The sequence below is a fragment of the Camelimonas sp. ID_303_24 genome (genome assembly GCF_053543495.1).
Genome location: NZ_JBLLJM010000006.1, coordinates 67,364 through 94,031 on the forward strand (window position 1 = coordinate 67,364; position 26,668 = coordinate 94,031).

Here is a 26,668-nt window from a genome sequence, read left to right on the forward strand (position 1 = left end):
TCAGGAAACGGCGACAGTCTGGCGGGCCGGAAACCCGCGCCCGGCGACGGCGCTGATCTGCATGACGGCGAGATCGAGCGTCTGCTGGGCGCCGCCGAAATCGGCCAGTTCCGCCACCGCCGGGTAGAGGATCTCCGGCGCACTGCCGCTGAGGGTGCGCGTCACGCCACTACCGGCATGGATATCGACGTCGTATCGCTCGAAGGCCTCACCGAGCGACGGCTCAGCCTCACCCCAGGCGTCGGCCAGAAGCCGGCTGCGACGCATGAAGCTGATGACAACGCCGTCCGGCCCCCGTCGCGCCCGGATGTGCACGGGCGCCAGCGGCCGCAGCGCCAGCGCTGACGGCGCTGCCGCCAGCTCCTGGAAGGCGCCGTCGCCGTGGTCGCGCCCGGCCGGTCCCACCCGATAGCGCATTGTGCGGCCCAGATCGTTCAGATCGCTGGTCAGCGCCAGCAACGCCTGGTCGATCGCCACGATCCTGGCCCCTGCCGGCAGCATCCGCCCGGCAGCCGCCTCGCTTCCTGCAAGGCCGCGCAGCAACCGGCTGAAGCGCCAGGTTCGCCCGCTGGAGCCAGCGTCCCCAAGCAATTCGACGCGGCCGGCGGCAAGGATTTCCACGACGCCGTCCCCATCGACAAGCGCGAACAGATTGGCGCCGTCAAACAAGGTCGCGTCATCGACCGAAGCAAGCGCGCCGCCGCGCATCACGGCGCTAAAGCCGTTTACGTGGTCGAACCGCCACAGCGGCCCCGGCGGCAGGGGCGCGGTGGTCCGGCCCGCCATCGCCGGAACCGCAATCTGGCCGACATGATCGAAATGGCCTCCATCAGCGGAACGCCACACCGCCAATGCGCCGGGCCATGGATCAGCGAAAGCCGCCAGATATTGCAGCGGCGCCGGGTCGGCTGTCGCCGCCGGCAGGTCCAGGGCAAAGGCCAGCGGCGGCCCGGGCAGGGATGGCGACGGACGGGCGGCGGGCCGCCAGGGCGCGCCGGCGCCATCCGGCAGCGTCAGGGCGATGGCTTCCGCCTCCACGGTCCGATGAGCCCCATCCACCAGGCGGCTGATCCGCCAGGTCCGCCAGGCGCCGTCAATGGCCACGGCGATGACGGCGCCAGGCTCCAGGGCCAGGGCCCGTGGCGAGACGCGCAGGCTGATGCGATCGCGGGCCTGCCAGAGCCGTTGCAGCCAGACATCGGCCAGCCGCCGCGCCGCGCCGCGATGGGTCACCGCAGTCACGTCCGCCGCCGCGGCGCGCTCACTGAATCCGGCCAGCCGGCGGGAGGTGGCGGCGGCGCGGCGATAGTCGCCGTCGCCATCGGTGAACGCGATGCGGGCCTCGCGCGGCAGTTCGCTTTCCTGGGCGCGGGTCAGCAGCCAGGGCGCGCCATCGTCATCGGGTACCAGATCGTCCGCCGTGAACCAGGCCGCGATCGCGCCCGACGGCCCGCAAAACCGCACGGCGCCGCCGCTGACAGCGGCCTGGCAACCGTGCAGATCGCACAGGGGTTGCAACGCCTCGCGCGCCGACATCGGCCGGTCGATGACATAGCCGTCGAGATAGCCGTCAACATCGATGTCGCCGACAGGGGCTTCAGGGCCGCCGACGCCATGGTCCGCCAGCACCTGTCGCAAAAGCGCAGCCAGTTCGACGCCCTCCAGCCGGCCGGTGAGCCAGTGGCCGCAGCCCCAGTTGGCGGCGTCGCCCCAGACGCCGGACATGGCCGGGAATGCCGGAAACGGCCGCGCGTCCCACGCCCAGACGTAGATGCGCGACGGATCAACCATGCGTCCGCCATAGTGCGGCGACACCGGATTCCAGCCTTCCGCGGCGCCAAAGGCCGGATCAAAGCGCCGGATGATCGCCTGTACGCCCCGCAATTGCATGAGGTCGTCGCGAAAGCCGCGCGAGAATGGCGGCGCGGCGTTCTCGGACGATTTGGGGTCGGGAAAGACGTTGGGGCCGTTGGTTCCCTTGTCGACGGCCGGCGCGCCAATCTCGGTCAGCCAGATGGGTTTGCCGGCCGGGGTCCAGGCCGTGGCGCCCATCTCGACGCCGCCAACGCGGCGCAGGTGCGGATTGCTCCACCAGCCAACCAGATCCTTGGCGCGGTAAATCCAGGGCTTGCCCCAGGCGCCGTCGGCAATGGGCGAGCGAACCTGCGCCGCCCGGTCGGCGTCGGAGGCGTAATACCAGTCGAACGCCTCGCCGGCGCCGAGCCGGCCAGTGAGATAGTCCAGATCGTAGACGCTGCGCGCCAGCGCCGCGTCGGCATGGCCAGCGCCGTCGCGCCAGTCGGAGAGCGGCGGGTAATAATCAATGCCGACCGCGTCGATGTGCGGCGAGCCCCAGACCACGTCGAGGGGAAAATCCACGTCGGCGCCGCCATTGCGCACGTGGGCGCCGTATTCGGTCCAGTCCGCCGCGTAGACCAGCTTGCAGCCGGCGCCGAGCACGGCGCGGACATCCCCGGCCAGCGCCGCGAACTGCTCCGCCGCCGGATAGCCCGTGGCGCTGCGAACCCGCGTCAGCCCGACGAATTCCGAGCCGATGACGAAAGCCTCAACGCCGCCAGCCAGCGCCGCCAGCGTGGCGTAATGCAGAATGAAACGGCGATAGCTCCATTGCGCCGGGCCGGAAAACGCCACGGTGGCAAAATATGGCGTGAACTGCCCTGGCGCGGCGTCGCCAAAGAAGCGCGCCACCTGCGCCGTCGCTTCCGCCGTTCCATCCGGCGTTCCCGCGACGTCCGGCGCCGGATGGCAGACGATGCGGCCGCGCCAGGGAAATGGCGCCTGTTCGCGGCCAGGATCGCGCGGGTCGGCCCGACCATTGCCAGGCGGAATGTCCATCATGACGAAGGGGTACAGGGTGACGGCAAGGCCACGGGCGCCAAGCTCGTGAATGATGCGGATCACCGCCGCGTCGGACGGCGTTCCGCCATAGGCCGGCCGGCCTTCGATCAGGCTCACCTGCCGGGTCAGGGCGCGGGCCTGACCGCTGGCCATCCACGGATCGCCATTGGTCTGCCTGTCGTGGCGCTCGACGCGCGGCGCAATCGTGCAATCGCCGGCCCGCAGATCGTCGCCGAACCAGCTGACGACCAGGGCGACGCGCTGCAGATTGGGGCACAGCGCCTGCAAGGCGTCGAGCGAGGCGGCGACATCGGTGGCGCCATGCAATTGATGGCGATTTTCCGGCGCGCTGACGCCCTCGGCCGGCATTTGCACGCGCCAGAGCGGGTCATAGCCATATTCGGTGGAGCCAGGAATCAGGTCGACCGCGCGGATCAGGCCGCACAGGCCATTGACCGGCCGCACCACCTCGAATGAAAACTGCGGAATGCGATTGCCAAAGCCGGCCAGCGGCAGCCGTTCGAACACCACATAAGCCACGCCGCGACAGGCCGGTGCGTTGGCCAGACCTTCCTTTGCCACGATGAGCGGGTCGGCCTGCTGATCCTCCGCGCCGGTATGGACGCGCATGGTCACCGTCGCCAGGTCCAGTTCCTCGCCATCGGCCCAGACGCGGCGGACAAAAGCAATCGGCCCCTCGCACAGGCCGACGGCGAGATTGGCGAAATAGCTCCAGCTCTGGTCCCTGTTGCTCCCGGCGCCGGACAGGGCGCCCTTGCCGCCGGCGCCGCTACGGGCGGTCCCGAAGCTGGCGACGCGCTCAATCCGCGTCGCCCAGATCAGTTGCCCGCCGATCCGGGCCCGACCGTAAACTTTCGGGATCGGCGCGCCTTCGGTGGATGTGAGACCGGCGACGTCGGTCAATGCCGGAGCAGCGCCCCCCTTGCGGCCGTCCAGAGCGGACAGCAGGCTGGAATCAACGACCGCGCCGGCCAGGGCGCCAAGCGCCCGCCCGGCGATGGCGCCGGCTGGACCGGCGACCGCCGCGCCCATGGCTCCGCCCGCCACCTGCAACACCAGCGTCGCCATGGCCGTCTCCCATCGGTTTTGCAGATTGCGTCAGCCGAATTACGTCAGCAGTCAGTGGAGCGTCCGGGAAAAGCGAAAGCACAGGCCGCGTGGCGCCGCCACCAACGGGTCAGCGCCACCTCCGACACCACGGCGCCATCGTGGGCGTGGATCATCAGGCTCTCGCCGCTGAGGATGGCGCAATGCCGGGCCGGCGCATATGGGCGGAAGCGGAACAGCAGCACGTCGCCAGCGCCCGCCTCCTCCGGCGCTATTTCACGCAAATGCCGCCGGGCGGCGTCGCGAAAATGCTCCTGGCCACGGGCCTCCGCCCAATCGGGCGCGTATGGCGGCGGCGTTTCCGGCTCGGCGCCGTAAAACGCGCGCCACACGCCGCGCACCAGCCCCAGGCAATCACAACCAACCCCGCGCAACGAGGCCTGATGCAGATAAGGCGTGCCAAGCCAACGCCGCGCCTCGCTCACGATGGCGCTCCGTGTCGGCGCCGCCGGGGCGATGTCGCCGGCGCTCACCGGAACATGCTCCCGCCGTCCATGACTCCCTGGCTGACGCCACCGCGACCGATCGCGAAATCATTGCCCGGCATATGCGGAAAGCCCCGAAAGTTCACGGTATTGGCGAAGCGATCGCGACAGCTTTCCAGGCTCTTGTCACAGCCGGCGGTAACGGTGAAGGCGTCGCCGGCGACCAGGGGCTGCACAGTTTCGCCCCACAGCAGCAGTTCAACGGCGCCGGCCAGGCTGTGGTGCAGCTTCACGGCAAAGCTGGCGCCGGCGTTGGCGCCGGAGGTCCAGACAAGCCGGCCATGCGTGAACCAGCCGCTGGCATATCCGGCGAGGCCATCGCAACGGAAGCCGCTGCGCCCATCGCCCGGCGCCGTCACCGTGGCGGCGGCGCGCATCTCAGGCCGGTCGAGGCTGACGCCGCAGCGGGCGTCGCCCAGATCGGCGGCGCAGGCGGCGCGGTAAACGCCGCCGCGGGTTTCGTCGAGCCGGTGCATGACGCTGCGCAGTTCGGCGGTGAAGGCATGATCGCTGCGGCTGACCTCGCCGATGCTCCCGACGTCGAGCAGCAGGCGATGCTGCGGCGCGCGCCAGTCCACCAGCCAGATTTCGACGCGGGCTCCGTCGTAGCGGCCCGCCATGATGTCGTCGCCGGTGATGGCGGCGGAGGTCAGGGCTCCCGCAACCTCGCCGCCGCCGACGGCAAAGCCCAGCTCCGCCGTGCGTGCGGCCGCGTCGAGCCCGGTCGCCGCCGCGTAGATGACGCCGCCAAAGCCAATGTCATGATCATGGTCGGTGAAGCCGAGCACGACGCCATCGGCGCGGGCCAGCCGCCAGCAATGGGCAAGCGTCGTTGTTTCGCCGGCAAGACGCGCGGCGAAGCCTTCAGGAACAGCGCGCATGACGCCTCCTCAACCGCAGTTTCAGGGAATGATTTCCACGACCGGGATGGACGGGATGTCGCCGGCGGCGAAGGCCGCCAGGTCAATGTCCAGGGCGTCCGTATCGAAACGCACTGGCACGTCGAACAGAAAGCCGGCGGAGACGCTGGCGCCGGCTGGCGGAACATGACCAGCGACGAAGATGATCTGGCCGCTGGCGTGATCGACCGTGAACGCTGCTGGCGGCGCCTCCACGCCCGCGACGGCGACGCGCACCGAGCCAGCGACCGGCTTGCGGATGCTCCGCGTCCAGGGGGCGAAGCCGCCGCCATAGGTTTTCGCCAGTTGGAACAAGGCCTGCGCCCCATCGCCAACGCCCAGCGCCTGGTCAGCGGCGGAAGGCGTCATGGAAGGTGGGCAACTGCGATCGTCGAGGCGATCGCGCCAGCGGAAGCCGTGGAGGCGCCCGCGCCGCTCCTCGAAGAAACTCACGACCTGGGCCAGCGCGTCGAGCGTCTTGACCCCGTAGCCAGCGTCATAGCGCCGGCGGGAATCGGACCAGCGGGCATTGCGATGCTCACGCCCCGAACCGAGCGTGACAATGTCAGTGCGGCGCTCCGGCCCGCCGCGCGCGCCCAGCGCCACGTCAACGGGAAAGCGCACCTCATGAAAATCAGCCATGCCGCCTCCCCAGCTCACATCGCCCGCTGGCCGCGCGCCACGGCGCGGGCAACGGCGGCGGAGACCTGCGCCCGCGAGGCGCGAAAGCTTTCCACATCGCGGGCGGCGATGTTCACGGTCACATTGACAGCGCCCCCACCGGCCGCCTGAACGCCGAGCCGGCCATCGGCGCCGCGCTTCAGCGGCATGATCGCCTCGGCGCCCTGCTCGCCCATCAACCCGACGCCCCCGCTCATGGGAAAATAGGTCGGCGCCGCCACGACGCCGCCCCTGGCGAAGGGCTGCACGCGCCCGCCGGAGAACACATTGCCCCTGGCGCTGGCGGTGACGCCGCCAACACCCGCGCCCAGGGATTTCACCAGGGCCTCCAGCCCGGAGCCGAGGGCGCCTTCCAGCGGCTTCAACGCGGCGTTCAGCGCGATATTGCTGAGGCGCGCTCCAAGGTTTGCGAGCACCTGATCGAGACTTTTGCCGCCGGCCATGCCGCTGGTGAAAGCCGCCGTCATGGCGCCGCCGGCCCGACGGGCCATTTCATCGAGATTGCGAAACGCTTCGGCGGCGTCCTGCACCGCCGAGATGTCAAAAGTGGAGCCCTGCGCCCCCGGTTCCAGACCTGGATCAATCGCCATGCAGCTCCTCCATTTGATGCTGGATCAGTCTGGAAACATCAGTCCGGAAACGCCTGGGTCAACGCGGCGAAATCAACGCGCGCTGGCGCCTCGGGGCTCCCGACCATTTGCCCCGCCCCCCGCATGGCGAAAGCCAGTTCGCGGGGCGTCATGCCCCAGAAGACGTCGGGCGCGAGGCAAAGCCTGCCGAGGCCAAAAGCCATCACCGCATCCCAGGGAAAAGGCTGCGCGCCCATGCCAGCATCCGCCGGACAAAAGGGCGATCCGCGCCCTCCCCCGCCGGGGCGGCGCGCCCGGCGTCCGGATCTCCGAAGGTCAGCGCCAGCAGGTCGGCGATGGCGCGGGCCAGCCCGGGCAGTTCGCCGGCCACCGGCAGGTCGGCCGCTTCAGCGTCGGTGACGCAGCGCCCGGCGCCGCGCATGGCGACGGTGACGATCGCCTGCAAATCGCGCGCGGACAACGCCCCCCGGCCAAAGCGGGCGGCGAGTTGCGCCAGATCATCGACCTGGAATGCGGTTTCCAGTTCCGCCAGGGCGCCCAGGGTGAGGCGCAGCCGCACCGGCTGGCCGCCAATGGTGGCGACCACATCGCCGCGCCGGCGGTTATGGAAATGACGGGAAAAAGGCAGATCCCGGGAAGCGGCAATGGGCGAAGCGGACATGGCGTTTTTCCGTCAGGTTGGGGTGAAAGTCAGGGCGCCGGCGGACTCCAGGGCGATGTCGAAGGTCACTTCGCCCGCATGCTCGCCGCGATATTCCATGGCGGTGATCTGGAACGTCCCATCGATGGTCCCGAAACCCGGAATAACAATGCGCCAGGCCCGGATATCGCCGCCAAAGAACGCCTCGCGCACCAACGCATCGCTGGCCTCATCAAGAAATACGCCGGCGCCGCTCACGGCGGCGCGCCGCACCCCGGCGCCGGCCAGCAGTTCGCGCCAGCGCCCGCTGGATTCAGCGTTGGTCACATCCACCGCATCAGCGTTAAATGCGATCTGCCGCGCCCGCAGTCCGGCCACCGTCACGAAAACGCCGGGCGTCGGCCCGGCGATCTTCAGCAGCAGATCCTTGCCCTTTTGCGCTCCCATTCCGTGCTCCTGTCTCAGGTGGCCTGGTTTTCGGTAATGGCGGCCAGGGTCAGCCGCACTTGCGGCAATCCGCTGGCCGGATCGCGCCGCGCCTCCTCCCGGGCCACGCGCAGCAAAACCAGGCGATGCCCCTGCAGCGGCAGGTCCGCGTCTTCAAGCAGCGCCCGGATGCGCGCCGCCGCCTCCAGCGCCGGCCGGGGGCCGCCAGGCGGCGACCACACCGTCAGGCTGAATTCATGGCCTTCGCGGCGCTGCTCCCCGGCGGAGCGGTCGCGGGCGACGGCGCCATCGAACACCACATAGAGACCGGAAACGCCGCGCGGCGCGGCGTCATGAATGCGGGCTCCGCCGAGCATGGCGACCAGCGGCCCATCCGCCGCCAGAGCGGCGTGAACTGCGGCGCGCAATGCCAGAACCGGCGACAGGGTTGCCCCAACGATTCCACTCCCGGTTCCGCTCATGCCGTTTCCTCCCCGACGCGCAGATCCGTCCACATGCGCCGGCCGTCCGGATCGCCCCCGCCGAGGATGGTGAAAATCCGCGCGCCGTCGCGCAGGCGGCGCGTTCCATCGAGATCATCGCGCCAGCGCATGCGCACGCTCCAGACCCTCGCCAGCGACGGCCGGTCAGCCATGTCGCGCGGCCCGGCCCGGATCAGCCGAAACGAGGCCCAGACGTTGGCCTTTGCGCTCCAGGCGCGGCTGAAACCACCCGCGCCATCCGGCGTCTCGACCGCCTGTTCGATGACGACATGGCGGCGGCGCGCGCCGATGCCGGGCGGGTTCATGCGGGCCGCATTCATACCAGCCTCATCGGCCGGAACGGCGCCAGCAGGGCGCGCACCACATCCGGCAGCAGCGGCGCGCCGCGCGCCGCAGGGGTTTCGCCGCGATTGTCGAACCAGCAGGCAACCATGGCGCGCACCGCAAGCCGCAGCGCCTCCGGCACATCCGCAGCCGCCGCGCCATGGCCGACGCCGATGTCGATCTCGATATGTCCGCCAGGCGGCGGGGCCGGCGGCGACGCCGGAATGACGACGATCCCGGCGTCCGCATCGGCGCGGAATGCCGCAGCGTCGAGAGCGCTGGCCTCGCCCGTTCGCGAGACCAGCCGCACCGCCGCGATGCGCCGGAGCGGACCGATGGGCGGCGCGACGCAGCCCGTCGCCGGCCAGGCGTCGAGGCGCACGCGCCAGACCTGATCAAGCAGCGCCAGATTGGTCGCCGCCTCCACGGTCGTCCGGCCTGCCTGGATCATCGCCGTCACCAGCGCGTCCTCAGCGTCACCATCAAGTCGCAGATAGAGCTTCATGTCATCGAGCGTCACGGGTTCGACGACAGGGCCGTTGACAAGCATCAGGTTCATGTCTCACCTCCCGGCGCAGGGGACGCTTCCGCCAGTCGCCTGGTCTGGATCGCAGCCGCAAAATTCCGCTGAAATGCTTCACCCCGGATCGGGGAAGGACGAACGAGACGAACAATGCGCAACAGCCTGTCTCATTGTTTCGGCCCCCGCTGCTGTCGCCTTGCCGGCAGCCTTGCCCTGGCAATGCTGCTGACGCCGGGCCCCGCCAGCGCCATCATTGGCGGCGCAATCGACAACGGGCCGGCGAGCGCCGTCTCGATCATGGTGCTGGGGTCTGGCGGCGCCGTCTGTTCAGGCGTGGTGGTGTCGCCCCGCGCGGTGCTCACGGCGGCGCATTGCGCTGATCCGACGCGTGAGCATCGGGTGCACTACATGGAAAACGACCAGCCGGTGCTGCTGACGCCTACCGCCTCCGTCACCCATCCTGATTACGTGAAGGACGCCATCCGCCAGCGTCGCCAGTCGGTTGATCTGGCGCTGGTGCGGCTGGCGCAGCCGCTACCGTCGCGCTTTACTCCGGCGAGCCTGTCGGTGGGGCCGCAGCCGCGCGCTGGCGCGACGGTCAGCGTCGGCGGCTATGGCTCGGTTGGCCGGCAACCGGCGGACGGCCGGTTCCGCTCCGTCGCCGCGCCGGTGGTCGAACCGTGGGGGCCGGGCAAGATCCTGCTGTGGATCGGCGCGCCAAAGGGCAAAAGCGCCGGAGCCTGCGCCGGTGATTCCGGTGGCCCCATCTCGGCGGGCGATGGCGAGGTCGTCGCCCTCACCAGCTGGTCAAAGGGCGCGGGATCAGCCCCCTGTGGCCAGACCACCCAGGGCGTGCTGCTGGCTCCGCAGCGAAGCTGGATTGACGAAACCCTCGCCGGCTGGGGCCTCAGCGCCGGATGGCGCTGAGGCTGGGCGCTTACCGGGATCATACCAGAATGCGAAGATGCTGACGCATCCGCATTCTGAATTGCTCAAGCGCCGCACGGGCTTCACCAGGGCCCGGTGAGTCAGGCTCACCGGGCCCTGGTATCAGGCAGCGAACTTCAGCAGCTTGATGGCGTCATAGTCCTGAACGCCGCCGCCAACGCGCTTGGTGGTGTAGAACAGCACGTATGGCTTGGCGCTGTAAGGGTCGCGCAGCACCCGCACGCCGGCCCGGTCCACCACCAGATACCCGCGCCGGAAATCGCCGAAAGCGATGGAAAAGCTGTCCGCCGCCACATCCGGCATGTCCTCGACCTCCACCAGCGGGAAGCCGAGCAGCGAAGCCGCGCCGCCCGCCGTTGCTGGCGGGGCCCACAGATAGTTGCCGTCGCTGGCCTTGAACTTGCGGATCAGGCTCTGGGTCTTGCGGTTCATGACGAAGGCGGCGTTCTGCCGGTAACCGGCCTTCAGGGCGTAGACCAGATCGACCAGGGCGTCGGACGGGTTGCTGGCGGCGAAGGCGCCGGCCGCGCCAGAGGCGACGAAACCAAGGCTGCCCCAGGCCCAGCTGGCGTTGGCGACCTTGGGTGAATTCAGGAAGCCGCGCGGCCGGGCGACTCCATCGCCATTGACGAACGCGGCGCTTTCCTGCTCGGCGAAAGCCTGTTCCACCTCCTCGGCGATCCAGCGGTCGATATCGACGATGGCGTCATCGAGCAGCGTCTGGGTGGCCGCCGGCTGGGCGTACAGCTCCATGGCCGGGAAGCTCAGTTCAGCCAGCACGGGAGAGTCAGTCTGGGGTCGGGCCGCGGTTTCGGCGACCCAGCCGACAGCCGGGCCGGTTTTGGAGAAGGCCTTCCGGTAGGTGCCAGCCGAAATCATCCGCACCGAGGCGATGCCGCGGATCGGCGACAGCGCCGCCAGCCGGCCGAGCACGTCGCGCTCCACCTCAACGGGCGCCAGATAGCCGCCGTCGGGGCCGGAGCCCGCCGAAAGGGCCCGGGTTTCCAGCTGCTTGAGACCGGCGGCCTCGCCACTGCGCACATAAGCGGCGAACGCCGATTTGTGCTGGCGCTCCACGGGATCGGCCGCCGCCCCGCCGGCGCCCAGCATGGGGCGCGCGCTATCGAGGAGGGCCCGATCGTATTTGCGACGATTTTCATCCAGCGCCGCATCGATACGGGCCAGCTTCTCGTCCAGCAAGACGTCGTGGGCGCGCTTTTCCAGCGACAGTAACCGGGCGTCGTTGGCTTCCTGGAAAGCGGCGAAATTACGCGAAAACGCTTCGAAGGCCTGGACGACGTCTTGCGTCGCCGGGGCGGTATCAAGGGCCTTGTGCTCCAGCATGGTTGTTGGCTCCGGCATGGCGATCGCGGTCATGACCACTCCATCATTGGGTTCGGGCGCCTGATTGGCAGGCAACAAAAAACCGCCGGTCCTGGGGACCGGCGGCGGTGACATCATCTGATGCGGAAAGGCGCTGGGAAGCGGAGCGTCAGCCCCCAGAGCGCCAGCCTTGCTTCATCAGCCTGCGGACATCAACCTTGCGACAGCGTCCGGGTCATGCGGTCAATGCTGGCGAGCAGGCGTTGTTCAGGCCTGCCGCCGTCACGCGTTTCGATGATCCGGGCGGCTGGCTGCATGGGAAAGGTCACCAGCGAGATTTCCCACAGATCGACATGCAGCAACCGCCGCAGACCGCTGCGCCCGTCGCGGCTGGCGCGCACGGCCCGGAAGCCGATGGAAAGGCCATCCACCGCCTTCTGCGCCATCAGCGCCTGCAGTTCGCGGGCGCGCTGCACCGCCAGGTTGAGCTGGCCGCGCACCCGCAAACCACGCGCATCCTCGCGAATATCGAGCCAGCGTCCCAGCGGCTGGGCGGGATCGTGCTGCCACAGCATGCGCACCTGAGCGGCGCCGCGCTGCACGAGGCTCGCCGCGAAGGCGCCGCGCTGGACGATATCGCCGCCCAGATCAGGCTCCTCGAACAGGCTGGCGTATCCGGCGAAAAGCCCGTCAGGCGTAACATCCGGCGCCACATGAACGCCCATGCTCAAACCTCCGCGCCGATCCCGGAAACCGTGGAGCGCCCGGGATGGAGCCCCGGGCGGTTGGCCGGCTGGCCAGCCTCAAGGCGGCCAAGCACGCCAACAAAAGTGGCGATCACCTCCACGACAGCGGCCCGCTCTTGCACGACAGCCGTCCGCTCTTGCACGACGGCACCGCGCTCATGGCATTTGCGGTTGCGGCCCCAACCAACCGTCACAGCCGTAAACAATGGCTGTTCCGGCGCCCCGCCAGTTGCCTCGACGCGGCGGCGCATGGCCCGGGCGGCATGCTTCAACCTTCCCATCGTCAGTCCCCCATACTCATCGCATATTCGGCGGAGCGGACATCCGCATCGCGCCGGATAAATGCGTCGAAATAACGATTGGCGAAATTCGACATGACCAGTCAGGCGCCGCCTATCTGTCGCCGAACGTGCGATTGAAGCGCGCCAGCTCCTGTACAAACAGGTCAAATCGACGATTGGCGACCCCCAGTTGCTGTAGCGCGACCAGTAACAGGCAAGTTACGCAGACCGCCCACATCAGCAACGCAAGGTCCGCCAGATCGGCGCGGGAAATGAACGCGTCGAGAACTGATCCCATCGCCGGTTCCTTTCCCAAAGCAGAAGCAGACAGTCACAACTACGCGGACCAGCGCCCGAACAGCGGCCCAAAGCCCGGCAATGGCGCGGCCACATGGGACGTGGCGCGCGCGCTGGAGGGCAACCGACGCGGCGCCTCCCCCCCATTCACGGCGCGGCGCGGCGCCTGTCGCAGCCCCATGACAAACCCGGAAAAGCTGTCCGCCAGGCAAATGAGGTCCCGCTCACGCCATTCGCCAGTGCGCCAGAAATGGTCGAGCCGCCATAACGCAACCGGGGCCTGTCGGGCCGTATCGCCGCCCCGCAGATCGAGACAGACGTAGTCTCCGGCGCCATTGCCGGCGATCGGAATCACCCCATCCGGCGCGCCGCCGGCATAGAGCTGGCGCACATAGTCCAGATTGCAGGTCGGCCACGGCAGACCAAAGCCGAAGAAACATTGCAGCGCATCAAAACCGCCGCCTGCATCCGGCGTATCGAAGAAACGTGCGCCTGGCGCAGCAAACTGCCCCGCCCGCAAAAACTCGACATAGTCGCGCGGCAGCGGCGCGCCGCAGGCATTTTCATAGGCGCCGATTTCCTGGAAAGTCGCTGATCGCCCGAAATCCCCGTCCGCGGCGGCGGTCGGCTCCTTCAGTTGCGCCGCCGGGTTACCCGGCAACGGGCTGGCGGTCACCGCATCCTCCCGCGCAGGTGGGGCCGGCGGCGCCGCGCCCAATCTGCCCTGCCGGCGCCAGGCATCTTCCGGCGCAAGGTTCAGCGCGCCGCCCGGCCCCTGCTCCCGCCACACCCAGCCGGGCGGCGTATTGCGAAACCCGTTACAGCAGTTGGCCAGCTCGCGCCGACCGCAATCGCCGGCCGCGCCGGAAATAAACAAGACAACACTCATTCAGCACCCCAAATATATACGTCTGAAATAATCAATTAACAGATCACTTCATGAAATCAACTTATGTAAAAAACATTAATACTAAAGAAAAACATCTGTTGCACATTCATCATGATGCTCCGGCTCCGTACCCGACGGCTTCGCGTTTTTCGCCGTCGCTCAGAAACGACGCGGCGCTGACCCGGCGCCACAACGCCTCGCGCTCCGTCGACAGCGCCTCAATGGCGTCCAGATCCGGTTCAAGACGCAGACCATGCCCCCAGGCCGGCGTCAGCCAGTGCGCCAGGCTGGCGGCGGTGCGGCGCGTCAGCGGCAACACGGTCTGACGCCAGAAGGCGCGGTTGGCCTCGGCATAATTGCTGTAGGTGCTGTCGCCCGGCAGGCCCAGCAGCAGCGGCGGCACCCCGAGCGCCAGCGCGATCTCCCGCGCCGCCGCCGCCCGGGCCTCGATGAAATCCATGTCTTTTGGCGTCAGCGACAACGGCTTCCAGTCCAGACCGCCATCGAGCAGCAACGGGCGCCCGGCGTTGGCCGCGCCCTGGAATTGCGCTTCCATTTCAGCCCGCAGCCGGGTGAACTGGGCGTCGCTCAGCCCGGCGCCCTGCGCGCCGGAATACACCAGCGCCCCGGACGGCCGGGCCGCGTTGTCGAGCAGCGCCTTGTTCCAGGCCGAAGCGGCATTGTGCAGATCCAGCGCGGTCGCCGCCGCCTCCATGGCGGAAAAGCCGTAGTGATCGTCGGCCGGGTGGAACTGTTTCAGATGCAGGATGGGGCTGATGCGACCGGCGGCGCGGCGGAAACGCACGCTACGCCCGCCCACGGTATATTCCCAGGCTTCGGGCCAGCCGTCGGCGCCGGGAACCACGCGCATGCGGTCTGGCCGCAGCGCGTAGAGTTCGCGCGGAACATCATCGAGTTGCACGGCTTCGACGTAAGCGTTGCCGGCCACCAGCAAATGCCCATAGATCGCCTCCAGCAACACGCCGCCGCCCTCGTGCGGGTTGGGTCGGGCCAGCAGGTCAAGCAGCGGATGGCTGGTCAGCTCGCGCCGCCCCTCATAAAGCAGCAGCGGCGCCGACGCGGCGGCCTCGCTCACCAGCCGCACGCAACGGTGGGCGATGGCGTTGGCCTGAAAGCCCTCACGGGCGAAGGCGCCATAGTCCCGCGCAGACCACACCGGCCGCCCCGGCGTCGACCACGCCACAAAGGCGCCCGCCGCCGACCGGCGCTCCAGTTTCGCGTGGTTCTCCTGACCAGATTGATCTTGCTGGCTTTCCTGGATGGCGGGCGCTTCCAGCGGCGGCGACAGACGGTCCAGCAACCGGCGCAACAGACGCGGCATGGCGTTCTCCCTGAATTGTCCTGAATGCACCCCTGAGCCTGGCTTGCCCCAGCGTCACAGCGACCGGATGCGCGGCGGCGCGCCATCCCCCATCAGGGCGGTGACGGCCCAGACCATGGCGTCCATCCGGTCAGGCGAACGCCCGCCGGAAAGGCCGTCCGGCCCAAAATCACAAAGCTCGTCTTCCAGCTCCGGGAAAGTTCCACAGAACTTCAGCCGCCCCTGTTCGGCCAATGCGGCGACCGGCTCGGCGCGGACATATTTGCCGCGCGTCGCCCGCACCGGCGTCACCGGCGCGGCGGCGTCGCACTGGCGCAGCACGGCGGTCGCCATCTCGCCGCCCTGGTTCACCTCCACCACCAGCGCATCGGCGGCGTGGCGGTGATAGAGCGCGATGGCGCGGGCGGCCCAGGCTGCCGGCGTGGCGCGAGAAAGGGTGGCGTCCTCCAGCACGTAGATAACGCCGTCAGCGGCCCGCCCCGCCGCCACAATGCCGCAGCGGTCGGCGCGGCGGCCGGAGCTGGCCGGTGGGTCGATGGCCACGACAAGGCGGGCGAATGGCGGCGCCTGCGCAACCCGCGCGGCCTCAATGGCGGCGCGCGACCACAGGGCGTCGGAGCGTTCCTCCACCAGTTCGCCGTCCAGTTCCTGCCGCCCCAACCGCGTGCCGGCGTAGCGGCCAACCACAGCCTCCAGAAACGCCGGCGCCAGATTGGCCGCGTTGTCCCGGGTGCGGGCCCGCGACAGCACGGCGCGTGGATCAGCCATCAGGGCGCGCAACAGCGGCATCGGCCGCGGCGTCGTGGTGACCAGCTGGCGTGGATGCGCTCCAAGGCGCAGGCCGAATTGCAGCATGTCCCAGGTTTCGCTGGCGTTGCGCCATTTGCACAGCTCATCGCACCAGGCCGCCGCGAACTGCGGCCCCCGCAGCCCTTGCGGATCTTCGGCGGAGAACGCCTGGGCGACGGCGCCATTCGGCCATTCCAGCCGGCGGCGCGCCGGGGACCAGGCCGGCCGGCTGGCCCCGCCAAGCGACAGCAGGCCCGAAACGCCCTCAATCATCACATCGCGCACATCGGCATAGGTTTCCCCCACCAGAGCAATGCGCCCGGCGGGCGCCGCCGCAAAGGGCGGCAGCCCCAGGGCCATGCCGCGCACCCATTCCGCGCCGGCCCTGGTCTTGCCGGCCCCGCGCCCGCCGATCATCAGCCAGATGGTCCAGTCGCCAGGCGGCGGCATCTGGTCGAACCTGGCGAACAGCGGCCAGTCGGCGGCCAGCCGCGCCAGGGCGCGCGGCGACAGTTCATTCAGAAATGTCGTCAGCAGCCCCAAATCGGCGCAGCGCAGCAATGCGCTCCGCAAGCGCGTGGCGGAAGCCGTCGACATCGTCAGGCAGTCCTGCTCCAGCGTCATCGCCCTGGGCCTCCTTGCCTGAAGTTTCGCTTGCAACCGTGCGCTCCAGCGCGGCAAGGCCGGCGGCGACGCGCACCAGCATGGCCATCAGCTTCGCCTCGCGTTCACGGGCAATCCCGTCGCCAGGCGTCGCCGCCAGGGCGGATTCGATTTCACTCATGTGGCGTTCGGCGGCGGCCCACAGGCGGGCGACCAGCTGCGGCCGCCTTGCGGAGGCTTTTGCCCGTGCCCTTGCGGGCGTTTTTGCCACTGCTTTTGCTGGCGCCGCTGCCCGAGGCGTCCGGGCGCGCCGCGACGGCGAACGCACGGTCGGCTTGCGTCTGGCCGCGCCGGACTTGCCAGCCGTTTCCGCTTGCGCCTCCTGGCCCGCCCGCCTTGCCCCCTTCCCGGTCGTGGACATGAGACCTCCAGATATCCGGCAGCCAGATATCCGGCGGCCCTGACGGATGGCGCAGGCAACAAAAAAACCGCGCCAGAGGCGCGGCTTTTTAGAAAAACTTCAAAGAAAATCTGTGATGCAGCTGCAACCGGATCAAGCAACCCGAAACATATCTTGATGTCTCGGCCAGCTGCGCCCGCCGGGACATCCAGCGCCCCAGCCACAATTCTTCAGCATGTACAAAACATAGCCTGGCAGCGTACGCATGTCAAGGACAATTTTCCCAAAAACAACAATCACACCGCCAGCCTTGCGCCGCGCCCCGCCCGCGGTTCAGTTTTTCAGCTTGTCAGCGAAATAACCGAGCGCCCGGGCATAGACTTCCGCCTTGTTCCACTCGCGCATCACGGCGAAATTCGGTTGGCCCGGGTGGTAGCCGGCGCCGCGGGACCAGCCGTGTCCGCGCAGATAATTGGCGATGGAGCCGAGAGTGTCGGTGGCGCTGTTGATGAGGTCGGCGTGGCCGTTGCCGTCGAAATCCACCGCATAACGGTAGTAAGCCGAGGGCATGAACTGGGCCTGGCCGATTTCGCCAGCCCAGGCGCCGCGCATCTGCTGCGGGCTCAGATCGCCGCGCTGCACAACGCGCAGGGCGTCCATGAGCTGCCGCGTGAAGAAGCCAGTGCGGCGGCAATCATAGGCCAGGGTCGCCAGGGCGCGGAACGCCGGGATATTGCCGCGCACCACGCCGTAGTCCGTCTCCATGCCCCAGATCGCCACCACGATCTCGCCAGGCACGCCATATTGCGACTCGATGCGGCGCAGGGTGCTGGCGTGCCGCTGCATCATTTGCCTGCCCTTGGCGATGCGGCCGGGGCTGACCCGATTGGCGATAAACTTCTCGAAGCTGACCTTGAAATGTTTCTGGTTGCGGTCAAGGCCGATGATGCGCCGGTCATAGGCGGCATCGCCGAGCGCCGCGTTGATGACGGCGGGGCTGATGCCGGCGGCGGCGGCCTCCTGCTTGAACTGGCCCAGCCAGGCGCCGAAACCTTCAGGACCATTGCCGCACTGGGCGGCGCTGGCGGCGCTGGCGGCCATGGTCATTCCGGCTCCAGCCAGCGCCGCGATTGCCAAACCTCTCATACGCTTGAAGTTCATCTGTCGCTCCACTGCATGCGGCCATTACGGCGCGCGGTGACCGTCGGGAAAACACGGATTGGCGCCAACGGGTTGAGCTCCGGCGCGAAAGTCCCGGTCCAATCCGCTAGCCGTATCGTCCGTCATATGCGTTCAGTTGAAAACTGCGCGCGGACTCTGACAGAGAAATGGTTAATGATCCGGCGCCGCCGCTGGCGGCAAATGCCTGTGGCCAACGGCAATCTGGCCCCGCGCTGGCCTTGCCGACTGCCGGACAAGGTCTGGTCCGGAAACACGTCACAACGGCGAACCTCGGGGGGGAACCCTGGCGACAGCCCGGCTGAGCGTGAACAGCCCCCCGCCCTTGCGCGCGTCCTTGCACACGCCCGGCGAAACCACGTCGCCGGATGTGCGTTACTGTCTTGGCGCTCCCTGGAGCGCGACGCGGCTTGCACGCCGCGCTCTCACCCAAATGTCTAGCCGGCGGCCAGCGCCGCGGCTTCCGCCTCCATGTCGGGTTTTGCCCCGTCGCGGCTCAACGGCGCAGGATAGCGCATCGCCATCTCCGCCATGATGTGTTTGGCCGGGACGTCGTGGAAAGCCCCATGCTGGGCCAGATAGGCCATGAAGGCGTTGCCCGCGCCATCGAATGCCTGCATCAGGGCGTCGTTTTCGCCGTCGAACTCGAGCGGCGCAACGCCAAGCTTGTCGCACAGCGAAGCATTGAACGTGGGGCTGACCTTGACCCAGCGCCCATCCAGGTTCACCTCGGTGAAGCCGTGCCAGTAAAAGATATTGGAGCCCATGCGCTCCAGCAGTTGCGGCGTCGCCAGATGATTGGTCACATCGGCGAAGGCAACGCGCGCCGGCACGCCCGCGGCGCGGCAGGCGGCGGCCATCACCGCCGCCTTGCCGACGCAATAGCCGCGACCGGCGGCGAGCACGCTGGAGGCGCGGAACACCTCCGGCCCCCAGGTCACATAGGGATCGTAGCGGAGCTCCCGCACCGCCCGATAGATCAGTCGCGCCCGTTCGCGCGGCGTGGCTGCGGCGCCAGCGACCTCATGCGCAAAGGCGACAATGGCGGGATGATCCGAATCGACATAATCGCCAGGGCCGGTCCAGATCCGGATTTCGTCTTCGGTCATGGCGCTTTCTCCCATTTCTTTGATGGACGGACTTTTGCGGAGGGAGGTCCCAAGGTCAAGGCTGGCCGGGCGTTTGCGGGACCATGGCGCGCCGGCGCGCCTGATTGTGGCGCGGGTGTGTTGCAGCGCCACACGCTTTACGCCATCGTCGACATATCCTGATTGTCATCCAGCGTTTTCCAGACGCTTCACCCGCGCGTTTCCCTCTCTTCAGACACGTCCCGTCGTCACACGCACTGCCGGACCGGGACCGGTCGTGCGCCCGGGCCGCCTGTCACCGGAGCTGTCATGCAGGTTCTGTCTCGCCGTTCCATTCTCCTGGCCGCCTCCACGCTCGCTCTCGCCGCCTGCCAGACACGCGGCCCCGGCAGCCTGGAGAATGAATTGCAAAAGACGGCGGCCGCCCCCGGAAGCGCCGCCCCGCCGCAGAACCAGCCGCCTCCACCGCCCCCGCCACTGAGCGATCCGACGCCGGACGACTACGCCGCGATGTATGCGCCGGTTCCGGGTGACAAATTCCCAATTCCGGGCGTGCCCCAGGGCAGCGTCAATCCGGCGTTCCTGCGCCGCAAGGTGGCGTACAACGGCGCGGAGCCCCCTGGCACGATCGTCATCGATCCGGCGCGCCGCTATCTGTATCTGGTGCAGCCCGGCGGCGTCGCAGTCCGCTATGGCGTCGGCGTTGGTCGCGAAGGCTTTGGCTGGTCGGGCGAAGCCACCATCAACAGCAAGCAGGAATGGCCGGACTGGTATCCGCCGAAGGAGATGATCGACCGGCAGCCGGAACTGAAGAAGACCGTTGTCAAGCTGCAGAGCGGCGTCGGCGTGGCCGGCGGCTTGCGCAATCCGCTCGGCGCCCGGGCGCTGTATCTGTACCAGAATGGCAAGGACACCCTGTTCCGCATCCACGGCACCAATGAGCCGCGCACCATTGGTTCGCGCGTATCGTCAGGCTGCATCCGCATGGTCAATCAGGATGTGATGGACCTTTACGCCCGCACGCCGCTGGGCGCGAAAGTTGTGGTGCTCTCTGGCCCTGGTCACAACGGCATGAGCCAGCCCGCCGCCGCCCGGCCGAAAAAGAAGCGCAAGCCGGCGGAAGCCGCGCCGGCCTGAACCGGCGCAAGCGCTTTCTGACTGGCCTGTTCTGACCTTACCCAGTTCTGACCTTGGCCAGTCCTGAACTGGGCCGTTTCCGCACGGGGCCCGGCCGCGCCGGCAAGGCGCCTGGCAGCCGCCGGCGGCGGGCCCTTTGGGGCATCATTCCGGTTTGATGCTTTTTGATCTGGCGCTTTTGCCGGAGGCAGATCGGCGCCCGCCCTGCTTCAGAATGCTCTGGCGCGGCACACGGTCTGGCCAGCGCACGATGCGATCAACCAGTTCCTCCGGCTCCATGTTCTGCTCCGAGCCGCTGAGGCGCCCGCGCACCGAGACGCCGGCCGCCGCCACCGTCTCGGGATCACCGGAGACCAGCGGATGCCACCAGGGCAGATCGGCGCCCTCGCGCAGCAGGCGATAGGCGCAGGTCGGCGGCAGCCATGTCAGGGTTCGCACCACGTCCGGCGTCAGCCGCACGCAGTCGGGCACCTGGCTCTGGCGGTTCGGATAGTCCCGGCAGCGACAGGTGTCGCCATCGAGCAACTGGCAACCCACGTCGGTGTAGTGGATGCGGCCGGTGTCCTCGTCCTCCAGCTTGATCAGGCAGCAGCGTCCGCAGCCGTCGCACAGGCTCTCCCATTGCTGGTCGTCCATGTCTTCCAGCGCCGTGACGCGCCAGAAGGGCTCCGGCGCGTCGGCCGGGACCATGTCAGGATTGCAACGCTGCTTAACCAAACAATCGCTCCCATATCCGGCAAGGCTGACGCCCCGCCCCCTCGCCTGTTATACTGCCAGTTGTCCGGACGCGCCTGTGCGGCGGCGTCCACTGGAGGCAGGGATCACGGACTGTGGCGCCAGGCAAGGGTTCGCTGACGACGAAGATCCGGCATCTCGCGCTCGCCATTGATGCGCGCATCGACTCCGGGCTGTATACGCTCGGCGCGCGCGCTGGTGAAGCGTGGCAGGCCTGGCGGGACTTCACCGACAGGTTCGCCGTCTCAGGCTTCCGCAAGGTCGCCGTCGACCTTTCCTGTGAAGCCATGACCCTTGGCGTCGGCGCCGGCGTGGTGCTGGTCGCCCTTGCCCAGCCCGCCTTTCGCCTGACCGAGCGTGACGACTGGCTGAAGCAGACGGACCTGGCCGTCACCTTTCTGGATCGTTACGGCGTCGAGATCGGCCGGCGCGGCATCCGCCAGAACGACGCCCTCGAATTGAAGGATTATCCGGATTATTTCATCAGCGCGGTGCTCGCCACGGAGGACCGGCGTTTCTTCGATCACTATGGCATCGACCCGATGGGAACGGCGCGGGCCCTCACCGTCAACGCCAATTCGTCCGGCGTCGTCCAGGGCGGCTCCACCATCACCCAGCAGCTGGCCAAGAACATCTTCCTCAGCAACGAGCGGTCGCTGGAGCGCAAGATCAAGGAAGCCTTTCTGGCGCTGTTTCTGGAAACGCGGCTGAGCAAGCCCCAGATTCTGAAGCTGTATCTCGACAGGGTCTACATGGGCGCCGGGAATTTCGGCGCCGCGGCGGCGGCGGATTTCTATTTTGGCAAGTCGGCGCGGGATCTCACCCTGGCCGAATCAGCCATGCTGGCCGGGCTGTTCAAGGCGCCGACCCGCTATGCGCCGCACATCAACCTGCCGGCCGCCCGGGCCCGGGCCAGCGACGTGCTCGACAACATGGTCGACGCGGGCATGCTCACCGCCGGCCAGGTCACTTCGGCCAAGCGCAATCCGGCGACGGCGCTGGACCGCAAACGCGACTTCAGCCCGGATTATTTTCTCGACTGGGCCTATGACGACGTCCGCGCCATGGCGGAGGCCGGCAAGCTCGGCGACGACCGGGTGCTGACCGTGCGCACCACCCTTGATCCGCTGGCCCAGCGCAGCGCGGAAAGCGCCATCGAAAACGCCTTGCGCCAGTATGGCTCGCAGTGGGGCGCCGCGCAGGCCGGCACGGTGGTGATGGAGCCGGATGGCGCCGTGCGCGCCCTCGTTGGCGGCCGCGACTACGGCGCCAGCCAGTTCAACCGCGCCACGGATTCGCTGCGCCAGCCAGGCTCGTCGTTCAAGCCTTACGTCTACGCCACGGCGCTGCTGGCCGGCGTGGTCACGCCCACCAGCACGGTGGTCGACAGCCCCGTGTGCATCGGCAACTGGTGCCCGGCCAATTATGGCCGCTCGTTCGCCGGCTCCATGTCGCTGACCACGGCGCTGGTGAAATCGATCAACTCCATCCCCGTGAAGCTGTCGATCATGCTCGGCAAGGGCAACGCCCGCATTGGCCGCGCCCGCATCATCGAAGTCGCGAAATCCATGGGCCTGGAGCATGAATTGCGCGATTCCACCTCGCTGCCCATCGGTTCAGCCGAGGTGAAGATCATCGAGCACACCTCTGGCTTCGCCGTCTTCTCCAATGGCGGCTTCCGGGCAAAGGCATGGAGCGCCGCCGAAATCCGCAGCAGCCACGACCAGGTGCTGTGGCAGCATGACCGGGACGCGCCGCCGCCCGTGCGGGTGCTGCCGGCCAACGTGGTCACCGACATCAACGTGATGCTGACCAAGGCGGTGGAAGAAGGCACCGGCCGGCGGGCGCGAATCGACGGGGTGCGCGTCGCCGGCAAAACCGGCACCACCAACGCCTATCGCGATGGCTGGTTCGGGGGCTATACCGGCAACTACGTCGCGGCGATCTGGATGGGCAACGACGACTTCTCCTCGACCAACAAAATGACCGGGGGCACCCTGCCAGCCCAGACCTGGCGTGAAATGATGGAGCCGCTGCACCGGGCCGTGCGCATCAGGCCGCTGCCAGGCGTCGAGCCGCCGCCGGCCGGCGCATCCCAAAACCCGCCGCCGGCAATCGCCAGCGCCGCCGACGCGGCGGTGCGGGCGGATGTGGTGTCCGCCCATAGCGCGCCGGCGCTCAACGATATCGGCGCCCTGTTCTCAGGCGTGCTCAAAAACCAGTCAGGCCGCGCCGCCGAAACCACCGGCCCACAGCCCCCTGGCGATCGCCGCCCCGCCCCCGGCTCACCCCGCGCGGACGCCCGGAATGCGGCGGCCTGCGATGGCGGCGTCAACAGCAACGCGTCCAGGAGCGGTTCCCGTTGCGGCTGATCATCATGACGTTCACCACCCTGCTTGTGGCGGCGCTCACCGGCTTTGGCTCGGCCTGGCTGGCGTTGAGCGAGCAACCGCCGACCGGCGCGGTGCAACTGGGGCAGTGGCGGGCCTGGCCATCCACGGGCGGCCCCGCGATTGATCCTTACGCGCGGGCGATCATCCAGCGCAGCGGGGCGTTGCAATTGGGAACTGGCGAGGGCGTGGAGCTTGTTGCTGATCTCGACAGCGAGGGCCGTCCGCTCTCCAGCTCCTGTAGCTACGAGATGACCGGCCCAACCCCTGAGGCCCGCATCTGGACGCTGACGGCGGCGCCAGCTGGTTACAAGGCCGCCGATGAGCCGCCCGCCAGCCTGACATCGGAGGGGCTGCTGCGCGGACCGGGCGGAGCCCTGGCCATCGCGATTTCCACGACGCCATCGCCTGGCGCGTGGTTGCGCGCGCCATCCAGCGGCCCCTTCCGCCTCACCCTGCGCCTGTATGACAGCCCCACGGGCTTCACCACCCGCCCGCACGTGGCGGACCAGGTCACGCCCGTCATCCGCCGGAGGAGCTGCCCGTGAAACTGCGCAGCTCCGACATCGTCATCTCGATCATCGCCGGCCTGCTGCTCGGGGCCATCGTCCATCTGGCGATTATCCTGCGCATACCGGCGGTGGCGCGCGCGGACGCCTTCTCCCGTTATGTCGGGCTGGGCGCCAATGGCGAGGCCCAGTTGATTCCCCATGACGAAAAACGGACGGCGGGCATCGGCGATGATCCGGCCGCGGCGCGCGGCGTCTGCGCCTGGGACCTGCACGACGGCCCCGTGCGCATCGTCATGCCGTCGTCGGGGCTGGTGCAGACCCTGTCGATCCATGACCGCAACGGCCGGGTGATTTATTCGCTCAGCGATCGGGCAGCGGTGCGCGGCGCCGTGACGCTGGCGATCATGACTGCGGCGCAGCAGGAAGAGCGTCGGCTGACGCAGCCGGACGATGCGGAAGACGATGCGATCGAGGTTGTCTCATCCACCGGGCGGGGCCTCGCGGTGGTCCGCGCCGTCACCGCCTCGCCAGCCTGGCGGGAGCGGGCGGCCAGGGCGATACTCGGCGTGACCTGCACGCCAGAGGAATGACGTCGCCTGGCGAATATCCACGCGGGCCAGCGGAAATGCGGACGCCCCGGGCTTTCGCCGTCACGCCAGATCGAGAAAATGCCTCCCGGCGCGATCCTCAACCTCGACGATCCAGAGATCCGCATCGAAGTTCAGTTCGCGACGCAGTTTTTCCTCGGCCGCCAGCGGCGTGTTGTCCGGCAGCGGAATTTCAACAAAACGGCGCTCGCCATCATCGTCGACCATCAGGCTCTGTGGCGCCGGGCCGAACAGCCGCGCCGTCCCGTCGAGACAATCGAGCTTGACGAATATGGCGCCGGCCTCCGCCGCGCCGCGCCGGCGCAACACCGCGACAACATCCTCCGTGGCGCAGCGGCGAATATAGGCTGACGCCCAGAAATCCGAGCGCAGACGCGCAGCGCCCATGGCAATCTCCTTCCGGTCTTTCCCATCGCCATGGAGCCTTACCGATCAAAATGGATCGAAAAACTCCTGCATCCTTTTGAGCGAATCCTGATCGGAAAGCGCTCTGGACCGCTTTTCAATCTGACTGCATCAGACTGGCGCTCCAGTTTCCTGATTTTGCCGCATAATCTTGTCGATCCTCGTTTCACTCCGGTCGGATTATGCTCTAGCGGATTGGCGCTCCAGCCGCCGCTCCCAAGGCCTTGAGCGTTTTCGGATTGAGTTCGCCGGTCACCGGCAAGCCCCTGGCTTTTTCGAAGCGCTCAATGGCGGCGCGGGTGCCGGGGCCCATCCGGCCATCGGCATCGAGCGCGCCAAAACCCAGTTTGCCCAGCGCCTTCTGGGCCGACGCCACCTGGGGAGCCGGCTGGGGTTTGGCAGGCGCCGCCGGCTGGGGCTTGGCGGCCGCCGGCTGGGGTTTGGCGGCCGCCGGCTGCGCCGCGTGCGTCTGCGGCGCTGCGGCAGGCCGTGGCGGCGGCATTGGAGCGGAGCCGCCCTTCAGCAGGTCGCCAATGGCGTCGCCACGCCGCGCGGCCGTTTCTGGAGCGACGGCCGGCGCGGGCGCCGCGCCCTGCCCCGCGGCGGCCTCGCGCGCCACAGCCTGTTGCGGCTGGGCGGCCGGCGGCTTCGCCGGCGGCGGTCTGACAGCGGCGGGCGGATGGGCCATGACTGTCACCGGCCGGCTGCTGCCGAACATCGGATTGGGATGCGCGCCGTGCTGCATCGCCAGGGCATTGACGAACACGCCCATTGCCAGGCCCGTGGAGGCAATGATGAACGCGGCGCGTCCTGGCCGCGCCAGCAGCCGGCGCCGCAGGGCGGTGAGCACGCCGCGGTCTTCATCGGGACGGACCCTGGCGCCAACACCGCCCGACCGGCCCCGCGCATTCGCCTGTGAGCGCCTGGGATTGCCCCCCGCGCGCTCGTACTGGACAAAATCGTTTTGGGATCTGGCGAGAGCTTCACGCAAGGCAGGGCACCATCATATGGGACGCGCGCGTTGATCCGGCGCTGGTTTCACTGGCGGGAGCGACGGCGCCGGATGGCAGGGCGACGCGCGCCACCGTCCCGGCGCTCTCGCCAGCGTGTATCTGGACTTCCCCGCCGTGCAGGCTGGCGAGGGAGCGGACGAGCAGCAGGCCGATGCCAAGTCCCGTCGGTTCAAGACCAGCAGCTTCAGCACCCGCGGAAGCCTGGCGGGCGGCCGCCTGGCGTCGCCCCGCCTCGTCAAGGCCAATGCCGGTGTCGGTGACGGTGAGCGCCACCATGCCGTCCTCCAGCTTCGCTTCAAGGCGCACGTCGCCGCCAGGCGGCGTGAATTTGATGGCGTTCGCCAGCAGATTCAGCACAATCTGCCGGACGGCGCGCGGATCGCAATGCAGCTCCGGTCCCGAACCCGGCGCCGGGCTGTAAAGATTGACGCCCCGCGCGGACGCGTCAGGCCGGACGAAATCGCAGCAGCCCGCGACAAGCGCGCCGGCATCAACGATTTCACGATTGCTGGAAGGCGCGCCAAGCCCCTCTACGCCGCTCTCAAGCACCGAGGTGACGAGCGCATTCAGGTGGCTGGCCGCCGCATAGGCGCTTGCCGACCAGGCGCGGCTCTGCGCCTCGGTCAATTGCCCGGCGCCGGCGAGCATTTCTGTGTAGCCCATGAGCGCGGCCAGCGGCGTGCGCAACTCGTGGCCGAGCACGGCCAGCGCATCGGGCGCAGGCTGGACGCCAGCGACGCGACCAGAGATGGCGCCCGCCCGCGCGGTCGTCTCCCTGCACTCGCCGAACAGGGCGTTCCACGCGCGCAGAGCCCTGGCCGCCGTAAGCATGCGAAACACTGCCGAACCCCCTTTGACTGCCCACGCGCGCGCAGGTCTTGCCAAGGCCCTGTAGAAAGCCTGCCCGCCGCCGGATACAGGATCC

30 protein-coding genes are annotated in these 26,668 nt (G+C 68.4%); 5 read left to right on the top strand and 25 right to left on the bottom strand.

Annotation, left to right across the window (positions count from 1 at the left end; all coding sequences use genetic code 11):
* From ACERNI_RS08770 to ACERNI_RS08820, 11 genes are read right to left on the bottom strand one after another with little or no spacing between them, the layout of a single operon-like run.
* Positions 1-3,948, bottom strand: a complete 3,948-nt coding sequence (locus ACERNI_RS08770; RefSeq protein ID WP_448832901.1) for a baseplate multidomain protein megatron — start codon at positions 3,946-3,948, stop codon at positions 1-3.
* Between the two features lie 44 nt (positions 3,949-3,992).
* Positions 3,993-4,460 (bottom strand): NlpC/P60 family protein, encoded by a 468-nt coding sequence (locus ACERNI_RS08775; protein WP_448832902.1) that lies wholly within the window; start codon positions 4,458-4,460, stop codon positions 3,993-3,995.
* Positions 4,457-5,353, bottom strand: a complete 897-nt coding sequence (locus tag ACERNI_RS08780; protein ID WP_448832903.1) for a DUF2163 domain-containing protein — start codon at positions 5,351-5,353, stop codon at positions 4,457-4,459. The genes ACERNI_RS08775 and ACERNI_RS08780 overlap by 4 nt, the downstream gene beginning before the upstream one ends.
* 21 nt (positions 5,354-5,374) lie before the next feature.
* Positions 5,375-6,013, bottom strand: a complete 639-nt coding sequence (locus ACERNI_RS08785) for a phage distal tail protein, Rcc01695 family (protein ID WP_448832904.1) — start codon at positions 6,011-6,013, stop codon at positions 5,375-5,377.
* A 14-nt stretch (positions 6,014-6,027) separates the two neighbouring features.
* Positions 6,028-6,642 carry a phage tail tape measure protein gene (locus ACERNI_RS08790; RefSeq protein WP_448832905.1) on the bottom strand — a complete coding sequence of 205 codons (615 nt, stop codon included), beginning with the start codon at positions 6,640-6,642 and terminating at the stop codon, positions 6,028-6,030.
* Between the two features lie 38 nt (positions 6,643-6,680).
* Positions 6,681-6,845, bottom strand: coding sequence for a phage tail assembly chaperone (locus ACERNI_RS08795; RefSeq protein ID WP_448832906.1), 165 nt, complete (start codon positions 6,843-6,845; stop codon positions 6,681-6,683).
* Positions 6,845-7,303, bottom strand: a complete 459-nt coding sequence (locus ACERNI_RS08800; protein ID WP_448832907.1) for a gene transfer agent family protein — start codon at positions 7,301-7,303, stop codon at positions 6,845-6,847. Before ACERNI_RS08800 ends, ACERNI_RS08795 begins: the two co-directional genes overlap by 1 nt.
* A 12-nt stretch (positions 7,304-7,315) precedes the next feature.
* Positions 7,316-7,729 (bottom strand): phage major tail protein, TP901-1 family, encoded by a 414-nt coding sequence (locus ACERNI_RS08805; RefSeq protein ID WP_448832908.1) that lies wholly within the window; start codon positions 7,727-7,729, stop codon positions 7,316-7,318.
* Between the two features lie 14 nt (positions 7,730-7,743).
* The gene (locus ACERNI_RS08810; protein WP_448832909.1) at positions 7,744-8,190 is read right to left on the bottom strand and encodes a DUF3168 domain-containing protein; all 447 of its coding nucleotides are present in this window, start codon (positions 8,188-8,190) and stop codon (positions 7,744-7,746) included.
* On the bottom strand, positions 8,187-8,531 hold the full coding sequence (locus ACERNI_RS08815) for a head-tail adaptor protein (RefSeq protein WP_448832910.1): 345 nt from the start codon (positions 8,529-8,531) through the stop codon (positions 8,187-8,189). Before ACERNI_RS08815 ends, ACERNI_RS08810 begins: the two co-directional genes overlap by 4 nt.
* Positions 8,528-9,094: a head-tail connector protein gene (locus ACERNI_RS08820; RefSeq protein WP_448832911.1), complete on the bottom strand. Its 567-nt coding sequence runs from the start codon at positions 9,092-9,094 to the stop codon at positions 8,528-8,530. Before ACERNI_RS08820 ends, ACERNI_RS08815 begins: the two co-directional genes overlap by 4 nt.
* A gap of 114 nt (positions 9,095-9,208) precedes the next feature.
* Between ACERNI_RS08820 and ACERNI_RS08825 the strand changes: the two genes are divergently transcribed.
* Positions 9,209-9,985, top strand: a complete 777-nt coding sequence (locus ACERNI_RS08825) for a S1 family peptidase (RefSeq protein ID WP_448832912.1) — start codon at positions 9,209-9,211, stop codon at positions 9,983-9,985.
* Positions 9,986-10,108: 123 nt separating this feature from the next.
* Here the strand turns inward: ACERNI_RS08825 and ACERNI_RS08830 are convergent, their stop codons facing one another.
* The 10 genes from ACERNI_RS08830 to ACERNI_RS08875 form a co-directional block, all read right to left on the bottom strand.
* Positions 10,109-11,383, bottom strand: coding sequence for a phage major capsid protein (locus ACERNI_RS08830; RefSeq protein WP_448832913.1), 1,275 nt, complete (start codon positions 11,381-11,383; stop codon positions 10,109-10,111).
* Between the two features lie 158 nt (positions 11,384-11,541).
* Positions 11,542-12,054 carry an HK97 family phage prohead protease gene (locus ACERNI_RS08835; RefSeq protein ID WP_448832914.1) on the bottom strand — a complete coding sequence of 171 codons (513 nt, stop codon included), beginning with the start codon at positions 12,052-12,054 and terminating at the stop codon, positions 11,542-11,544.
* 2 nt (positions 12,055-12,056) lie between these two features.
* Positions 12,057-12,197 carry a hypothetical protein gene (locus ACERNI_RS08840; protein WP_448832915.1) on the bottom strand — a complete coding sequence of 47 codons (141 nt, stop codon included), beginning with the start codon at positions 12,195-12,197 and terminating at the stop codon, positions 12,057-12,059.
* Between the two features lie 271 nt (positions 12,198-12,468).
* Complete coding sequence (locus ACERNI_RS08845) at positions 12,469-12,654, bottom strand: hypothetical protein (RefSeq protein ID WP_448832916.1); 186 nt, start codon at positions 12,652-12,654, stop codon at positions 12,469-12,471.
* A gap of 39 nt (positions 12,655-12,693) precedes the next feature.
* A complete protein-coding gene (locus ACERNI_RS08850) occupies positions 12,694-13,542 on the bottom strand; it encodes an SMI1/KNR4 family protein (RefSeq protein ID WP_448832917.1) in 849 nt (282 codons plus the stop codon).
* Between the two features lie 109 nt (positions 13,543-13,651).
* Positions 13,652-14,863: a phage portal protein gene (locus ACERNI_RS08855; RefSeq protein ID WP_448832967.1), complete on the bottom strand. Its 1,212-nt coding sequence runs from the start codon at positions 14,861-14,863 to the stop codon at positions 13,652-13,654.
* A 75-nt stretch (positions 14,864-14,938) separates the two neighbouring features.
* Entirely contained in the window at positions 14,939-16,270 is a 1,332-nt protein-coding gene (locus ACERNI_RS08860; RefSeq protein WP_448832918.1) for a DNA-packaging protein, read from the bottom strand.
* On the bottom strand, positions 16,188-16,457 hold the full coding sequence (locus tag ACERNI_RS08865; RefSeq protein ID WP_448832919.1) for a hypothetical protein: 270 nt from the start codon (positions 16,455-16,457) through the stop codon (positions 16,188-16,190). The genes ACERNI_RS08860 and ACERNI_RS08865 overlap by 83 nt, the downstream gene beginning before the upstream one ends.
* 552 nt (positions 16,458-17,009) lie before the next feature.
* Positions 17,010-17,783 carry a lytic murein transglycosylase gene (locus ACERNI_RS08870; protein ID WP_448832920.1) on the bottom strand — a complete coding sequence of 258 codons (774 nt, stop codon included), beginning with the start codon at positions 17,781-17,783 and terminating at the stop codon, positions 17,010-17,012.
* A gap of 509 nt (positions 17,784-18,292) precedes the next feature.
* On the bottom strand, positions 18,293-18,964 hold the full coding sequence (locus ACERNI_RS08875; protein ID WP_448832921.1) for a transglutaminase-like domain-containing protein: 672 nt from the start codon (positions 18,962-18,964) through the stop codon (positions 18,293-18,295).
* A 288-nt stretch (positions 18,965-19,252) separates the two neighbouring features.
* Here ACERNI_RS08875 and ACERNI_RS08880 point away from each other — a divergent pair, with 288 nt between their 5' ends.
* On the top strand, positions 19,253-20,080 hold the full coding sequence (locus tag ACERNI_RS08880; RefSeq protein ID WP_448832922.1) for a L,D-transpeptidase: 828 nt from the start codon (positions 19,253-19,255) through the stop codon (positions 20,078-20,080).
* Between the two features lie 144 nt (positions 20,081-20,224).
* Here the strand turns inward: ACERNI_RS08880 and ACERNI_RS08885 are convergent, their stop codons facing one another.
* Entirely contained in the window at positions 20,225-20,770 is a 546-nt protein-coding gene (locus tag ACERNI_RS08885; protein WP_448832968.1) for a YcgN family cysteine cluster protein, read from the bottom strand.
* A 140-nt stretch (positions 20,771-20,910) separates the two neighbouring features.
* Here ACERNI_RS08885 and ACERNI_RS08890 point away from each other — a divergent pair, with 140 nt between their 5' ends.
* The 3 genes from ACERNI_RS08890 to ACERNI_RS08900 are packed head-to-tail and all read left to right on the top strand — an operon-like array spanning position 20,911 to position 24,307.
* Entirely contained in the window at positions 20,911-23,187 is a 2,277-nt protein-coding gene (locus ACERNI_RS08890) for a transglycosylase domain-containing protein (protein ID WP_448832923.1), read from the top strand.
* A 5-nt stretch (positions 23,188-23,192) separates the two neighbouring features.
* Complete coding sequence (locus ACERNI_RS08895) at positions 23,193-23,753, top strand: DUF1214 domain-containing protein (protein WP_448832924.1); 561 nt, start codon at positions 23,193-23,195, stop codon at positions 23,751-23,753.
* A complete protein-coding gene (locus tag ACERNI_RS08900; RefSeq protein WP_448832925.1) occupies positions 23,750-24,307 on the top strand; it encodes a DUF1254 domain-containing protein in 558 nt (185 codons plus the stop codon). Before ACERNI_RS08895 ends, ACERNI_RS08900 begins: the two co-directional genes overlap by 4 nt.
* A gap of 60 nt (positions 24,308-24,367) precedes the next feature.
* Here ACERNI_RS08900 and ACERNI_RS08905 read toward each other — a convergent pair whose 3' ends face one another.
* The 3 genes from ACERNI_RS08905 to ACERNI_RS08915 all read right to left on the bottom strand — a co-directional run bounded on the left by ACERNI_RS08905 (position 24,368) and on the right by ACERNI_RS08915 (position 26,574).
* Positions 24,368-24,712, bottom strand: a complete 345-nt coding sequence (locus tag ACERNI_RS08905) for a DUF1491 family protein (RefSeq protein WP_448832926.1) — start codon at positions 24,710-24,712, stop codon at positions 24,368-24,370.
* A 205-nt stretch (positions 24,713-24,917) separates the two neighbouring features.
* Positions 24,918-25,580, bottom strand: a complete 663-nt coding sequence (locus ACERNI_RS08910) for a peptidoglycan-binding domain-containing protein (RefSeq protein WP_448832927.1) — start codon at positions 25,578-25,580, stop codon at positions 24,918-24,920.
* 133 nt (positions 25,581-25,713) lie between these two features.
* Positions 25,714-26,574, bottom strand: coding sequence for a sensor histidine kinase (locus ACERNI_RS08915; protein ID WP_448832969.1), 861 nt, complete (start codon positions 26,572-26,574; stop codon positions 25,714-25,716).
* Between the last annotated feature and the right edge of the window lie 94 nt (positions 26,575-26,668).

Bases quoted from the DNA above. Each gene is read 5' to 3' on its own strand.
- ACERNI_RS08770 (WP_448832901.1), bottom strand. From the start codon at position 3,948: ATGGCGACGCTGGTGTTGCAGGTGGCGGGCGGAGCCATGGGCGCGGCG.
- ACERNI_RS08780 (WP_448832903.1), bottom strand. From the start codon at position 5,353: ATGCGCGCTGTTCCTGAAGGCTTCGCCGCGCGTCTTGCCGGCGAAACA.
- ACERNI_RS08785 (WP_448832904.1), bottom strand. From the start codon at position 6,013: ATGGCTGATTTTCATGAGGTGCGCTTTCCCGTTGACGTGGCGCTGGGC.
- ACERNI_RS08790 (WP_448832905.1), bottom strand. From the start codon at position 6,642: ATGGCGATTGATCCAGGTCTGGAACCGGGGGCGCAGGGCTCCACTTTT.
- ACERNI_RS08795 (WP_448832906.1), bottom strand. From the start codon at position 6,845: ATGGCTTTTGGCCTCGGCAGGCTTTGCCTCGCGCCCGACGTCTTCTGG.
- ACERNI_RS08800 (WP_448832907.1), bottom strand. From the start codon at position 7,303: ATGTCCGCTTCGCCCATTGCCGCTTCCCGGGATCTGCCTTTTTCCCGT.
- ACERNI_RS08805 (WP_448832908.1), bottom strand. From the start codon at position 7,729: ATGGGAGCGCAAAAGGGCAAGGATCTGCTGCTGAAGATCGCCGGGCCG.
- ACERNI_RS08810 (WP_448832909.1), bottom strand. From the start codon at position 8,190: ATGAGCGGAACCGGGAGTGGAATCGTTGGGGCAACCCTGTCGCCGGTT.
- ACERNI_RS08815 (WP_448832910.1), bottom strand. From the start codon at position 8,531: ATGAATGCGGCCCGCATGAACCCGCCCGGCATCGGCGCGCGCCGCCGC.
- ACERNI_RS08820 (WP_448832911.1), bottom strand. From the start codon at position 9,094: ATGAACCTGATGCTTGTCAACGGCCCTGTCGTCGAACCCGTGACGCTC.
- ACERNI_RS08825 (WP_448832912.1), top strand. From the start codon at position 9,209: ATGCGCAACAGCCTGTCTCATTGTTTCGGCCCCCGCTGCTGTCGCCTT.
- ACERNI_RS08830 (WP_448832913.1), bottom strand. From the start codon at position 11,383: ATGACCGCGATCGCCATGCCGGAGCCAACAACCATGCTGGAGCACAAG.
- ACERNI_RS08835 (WP_448832914.1), bottom strand. From the start codon at position 12,054: ATGGGCGTTCATGTGGCGCCGGATGTTACGCCTGACGGGCTTTTCGCC.
- ACERNI_RS08845 (WP_448832916.1), bottom strand. From the start codon at position 12,654: ATGGGATCAGTTCTCGACGCGTTCATTTCCCGCGCCGATCTGGCGGAC.
- ACERNI_RS08850 (WP_448832917.1), bottom strand. From the start codon at position 13,542: ATGAGTGTTGTCTTGTTTATTTCCGGCGCGGCCGGCGATTGCGGTCGG.
- ACERNI_RS08860 (WP_448832918.1), bottom strand. From the start codon at position 16,270: ATGTCGACGGCTTCCGCCACGCGCTTGCGGAGCGCATTGCTGCGCTGC.
- ACERNI_RS08865 (WP_448832919.1), bottom strand. From the start codon at position 16,457: ATGAGTGAAATCGAATCCGCCCTGGCGGCGACGCCTGGCGACGGGATT.
- ACERNI_RS08870 (WP_448832920.1), bottom strand. From the start codon at position 17,783: ATGACCATGGCCGCCAGCGCCGCCAGCGCCGCCCAGTGCGGCAATGGT.
- ACERNI_RS08875 (WP_448832921.1), bottom strand. From the start codon at position 18,964: ATGACCGAAGACGAAATCCGGATCTGGACCGGCCCTGGCGATTATGTC.
- ACERNI_RS08880 (WP_448832922.1), top strand. From the start codon at position 19,253: ATGCAGGTTCTGTCTCGCCGTTCCATTCTCCTGGCCGCCTCCACGCTC.
- ACERNI_RS08885 (WP_448832968.1), bottom strand. From the start codon at position 20,770: ATGGTCCCGGCCGACGCGCCGGAGCCCTTCTGGCGCGTCACGGCGCTG.
- ACERNI_RS08895 (WP_448832924.1), top strand. From the start codon at position 23,193: ATGACGTTCACCACCCTGCTTGTGGCGGCGCTCACCGGCTTTGGCTCG.
- ACERNI_RS08905 (WP_448832926.1), bottom strand. From the start codon at position 24,712: ATGGGCGCTGCGCGTCTGCGCTCGGATTTCTGGGCGTCAGCCTATATT.
- ACERNI_RS08915 (WP_448832969.1), bottom strand. From the start codon at position 26,574: ATGCTTACGGCGGCCAGGGCTCTGCGCGCGTGGAACGCCCTGTTCGGC.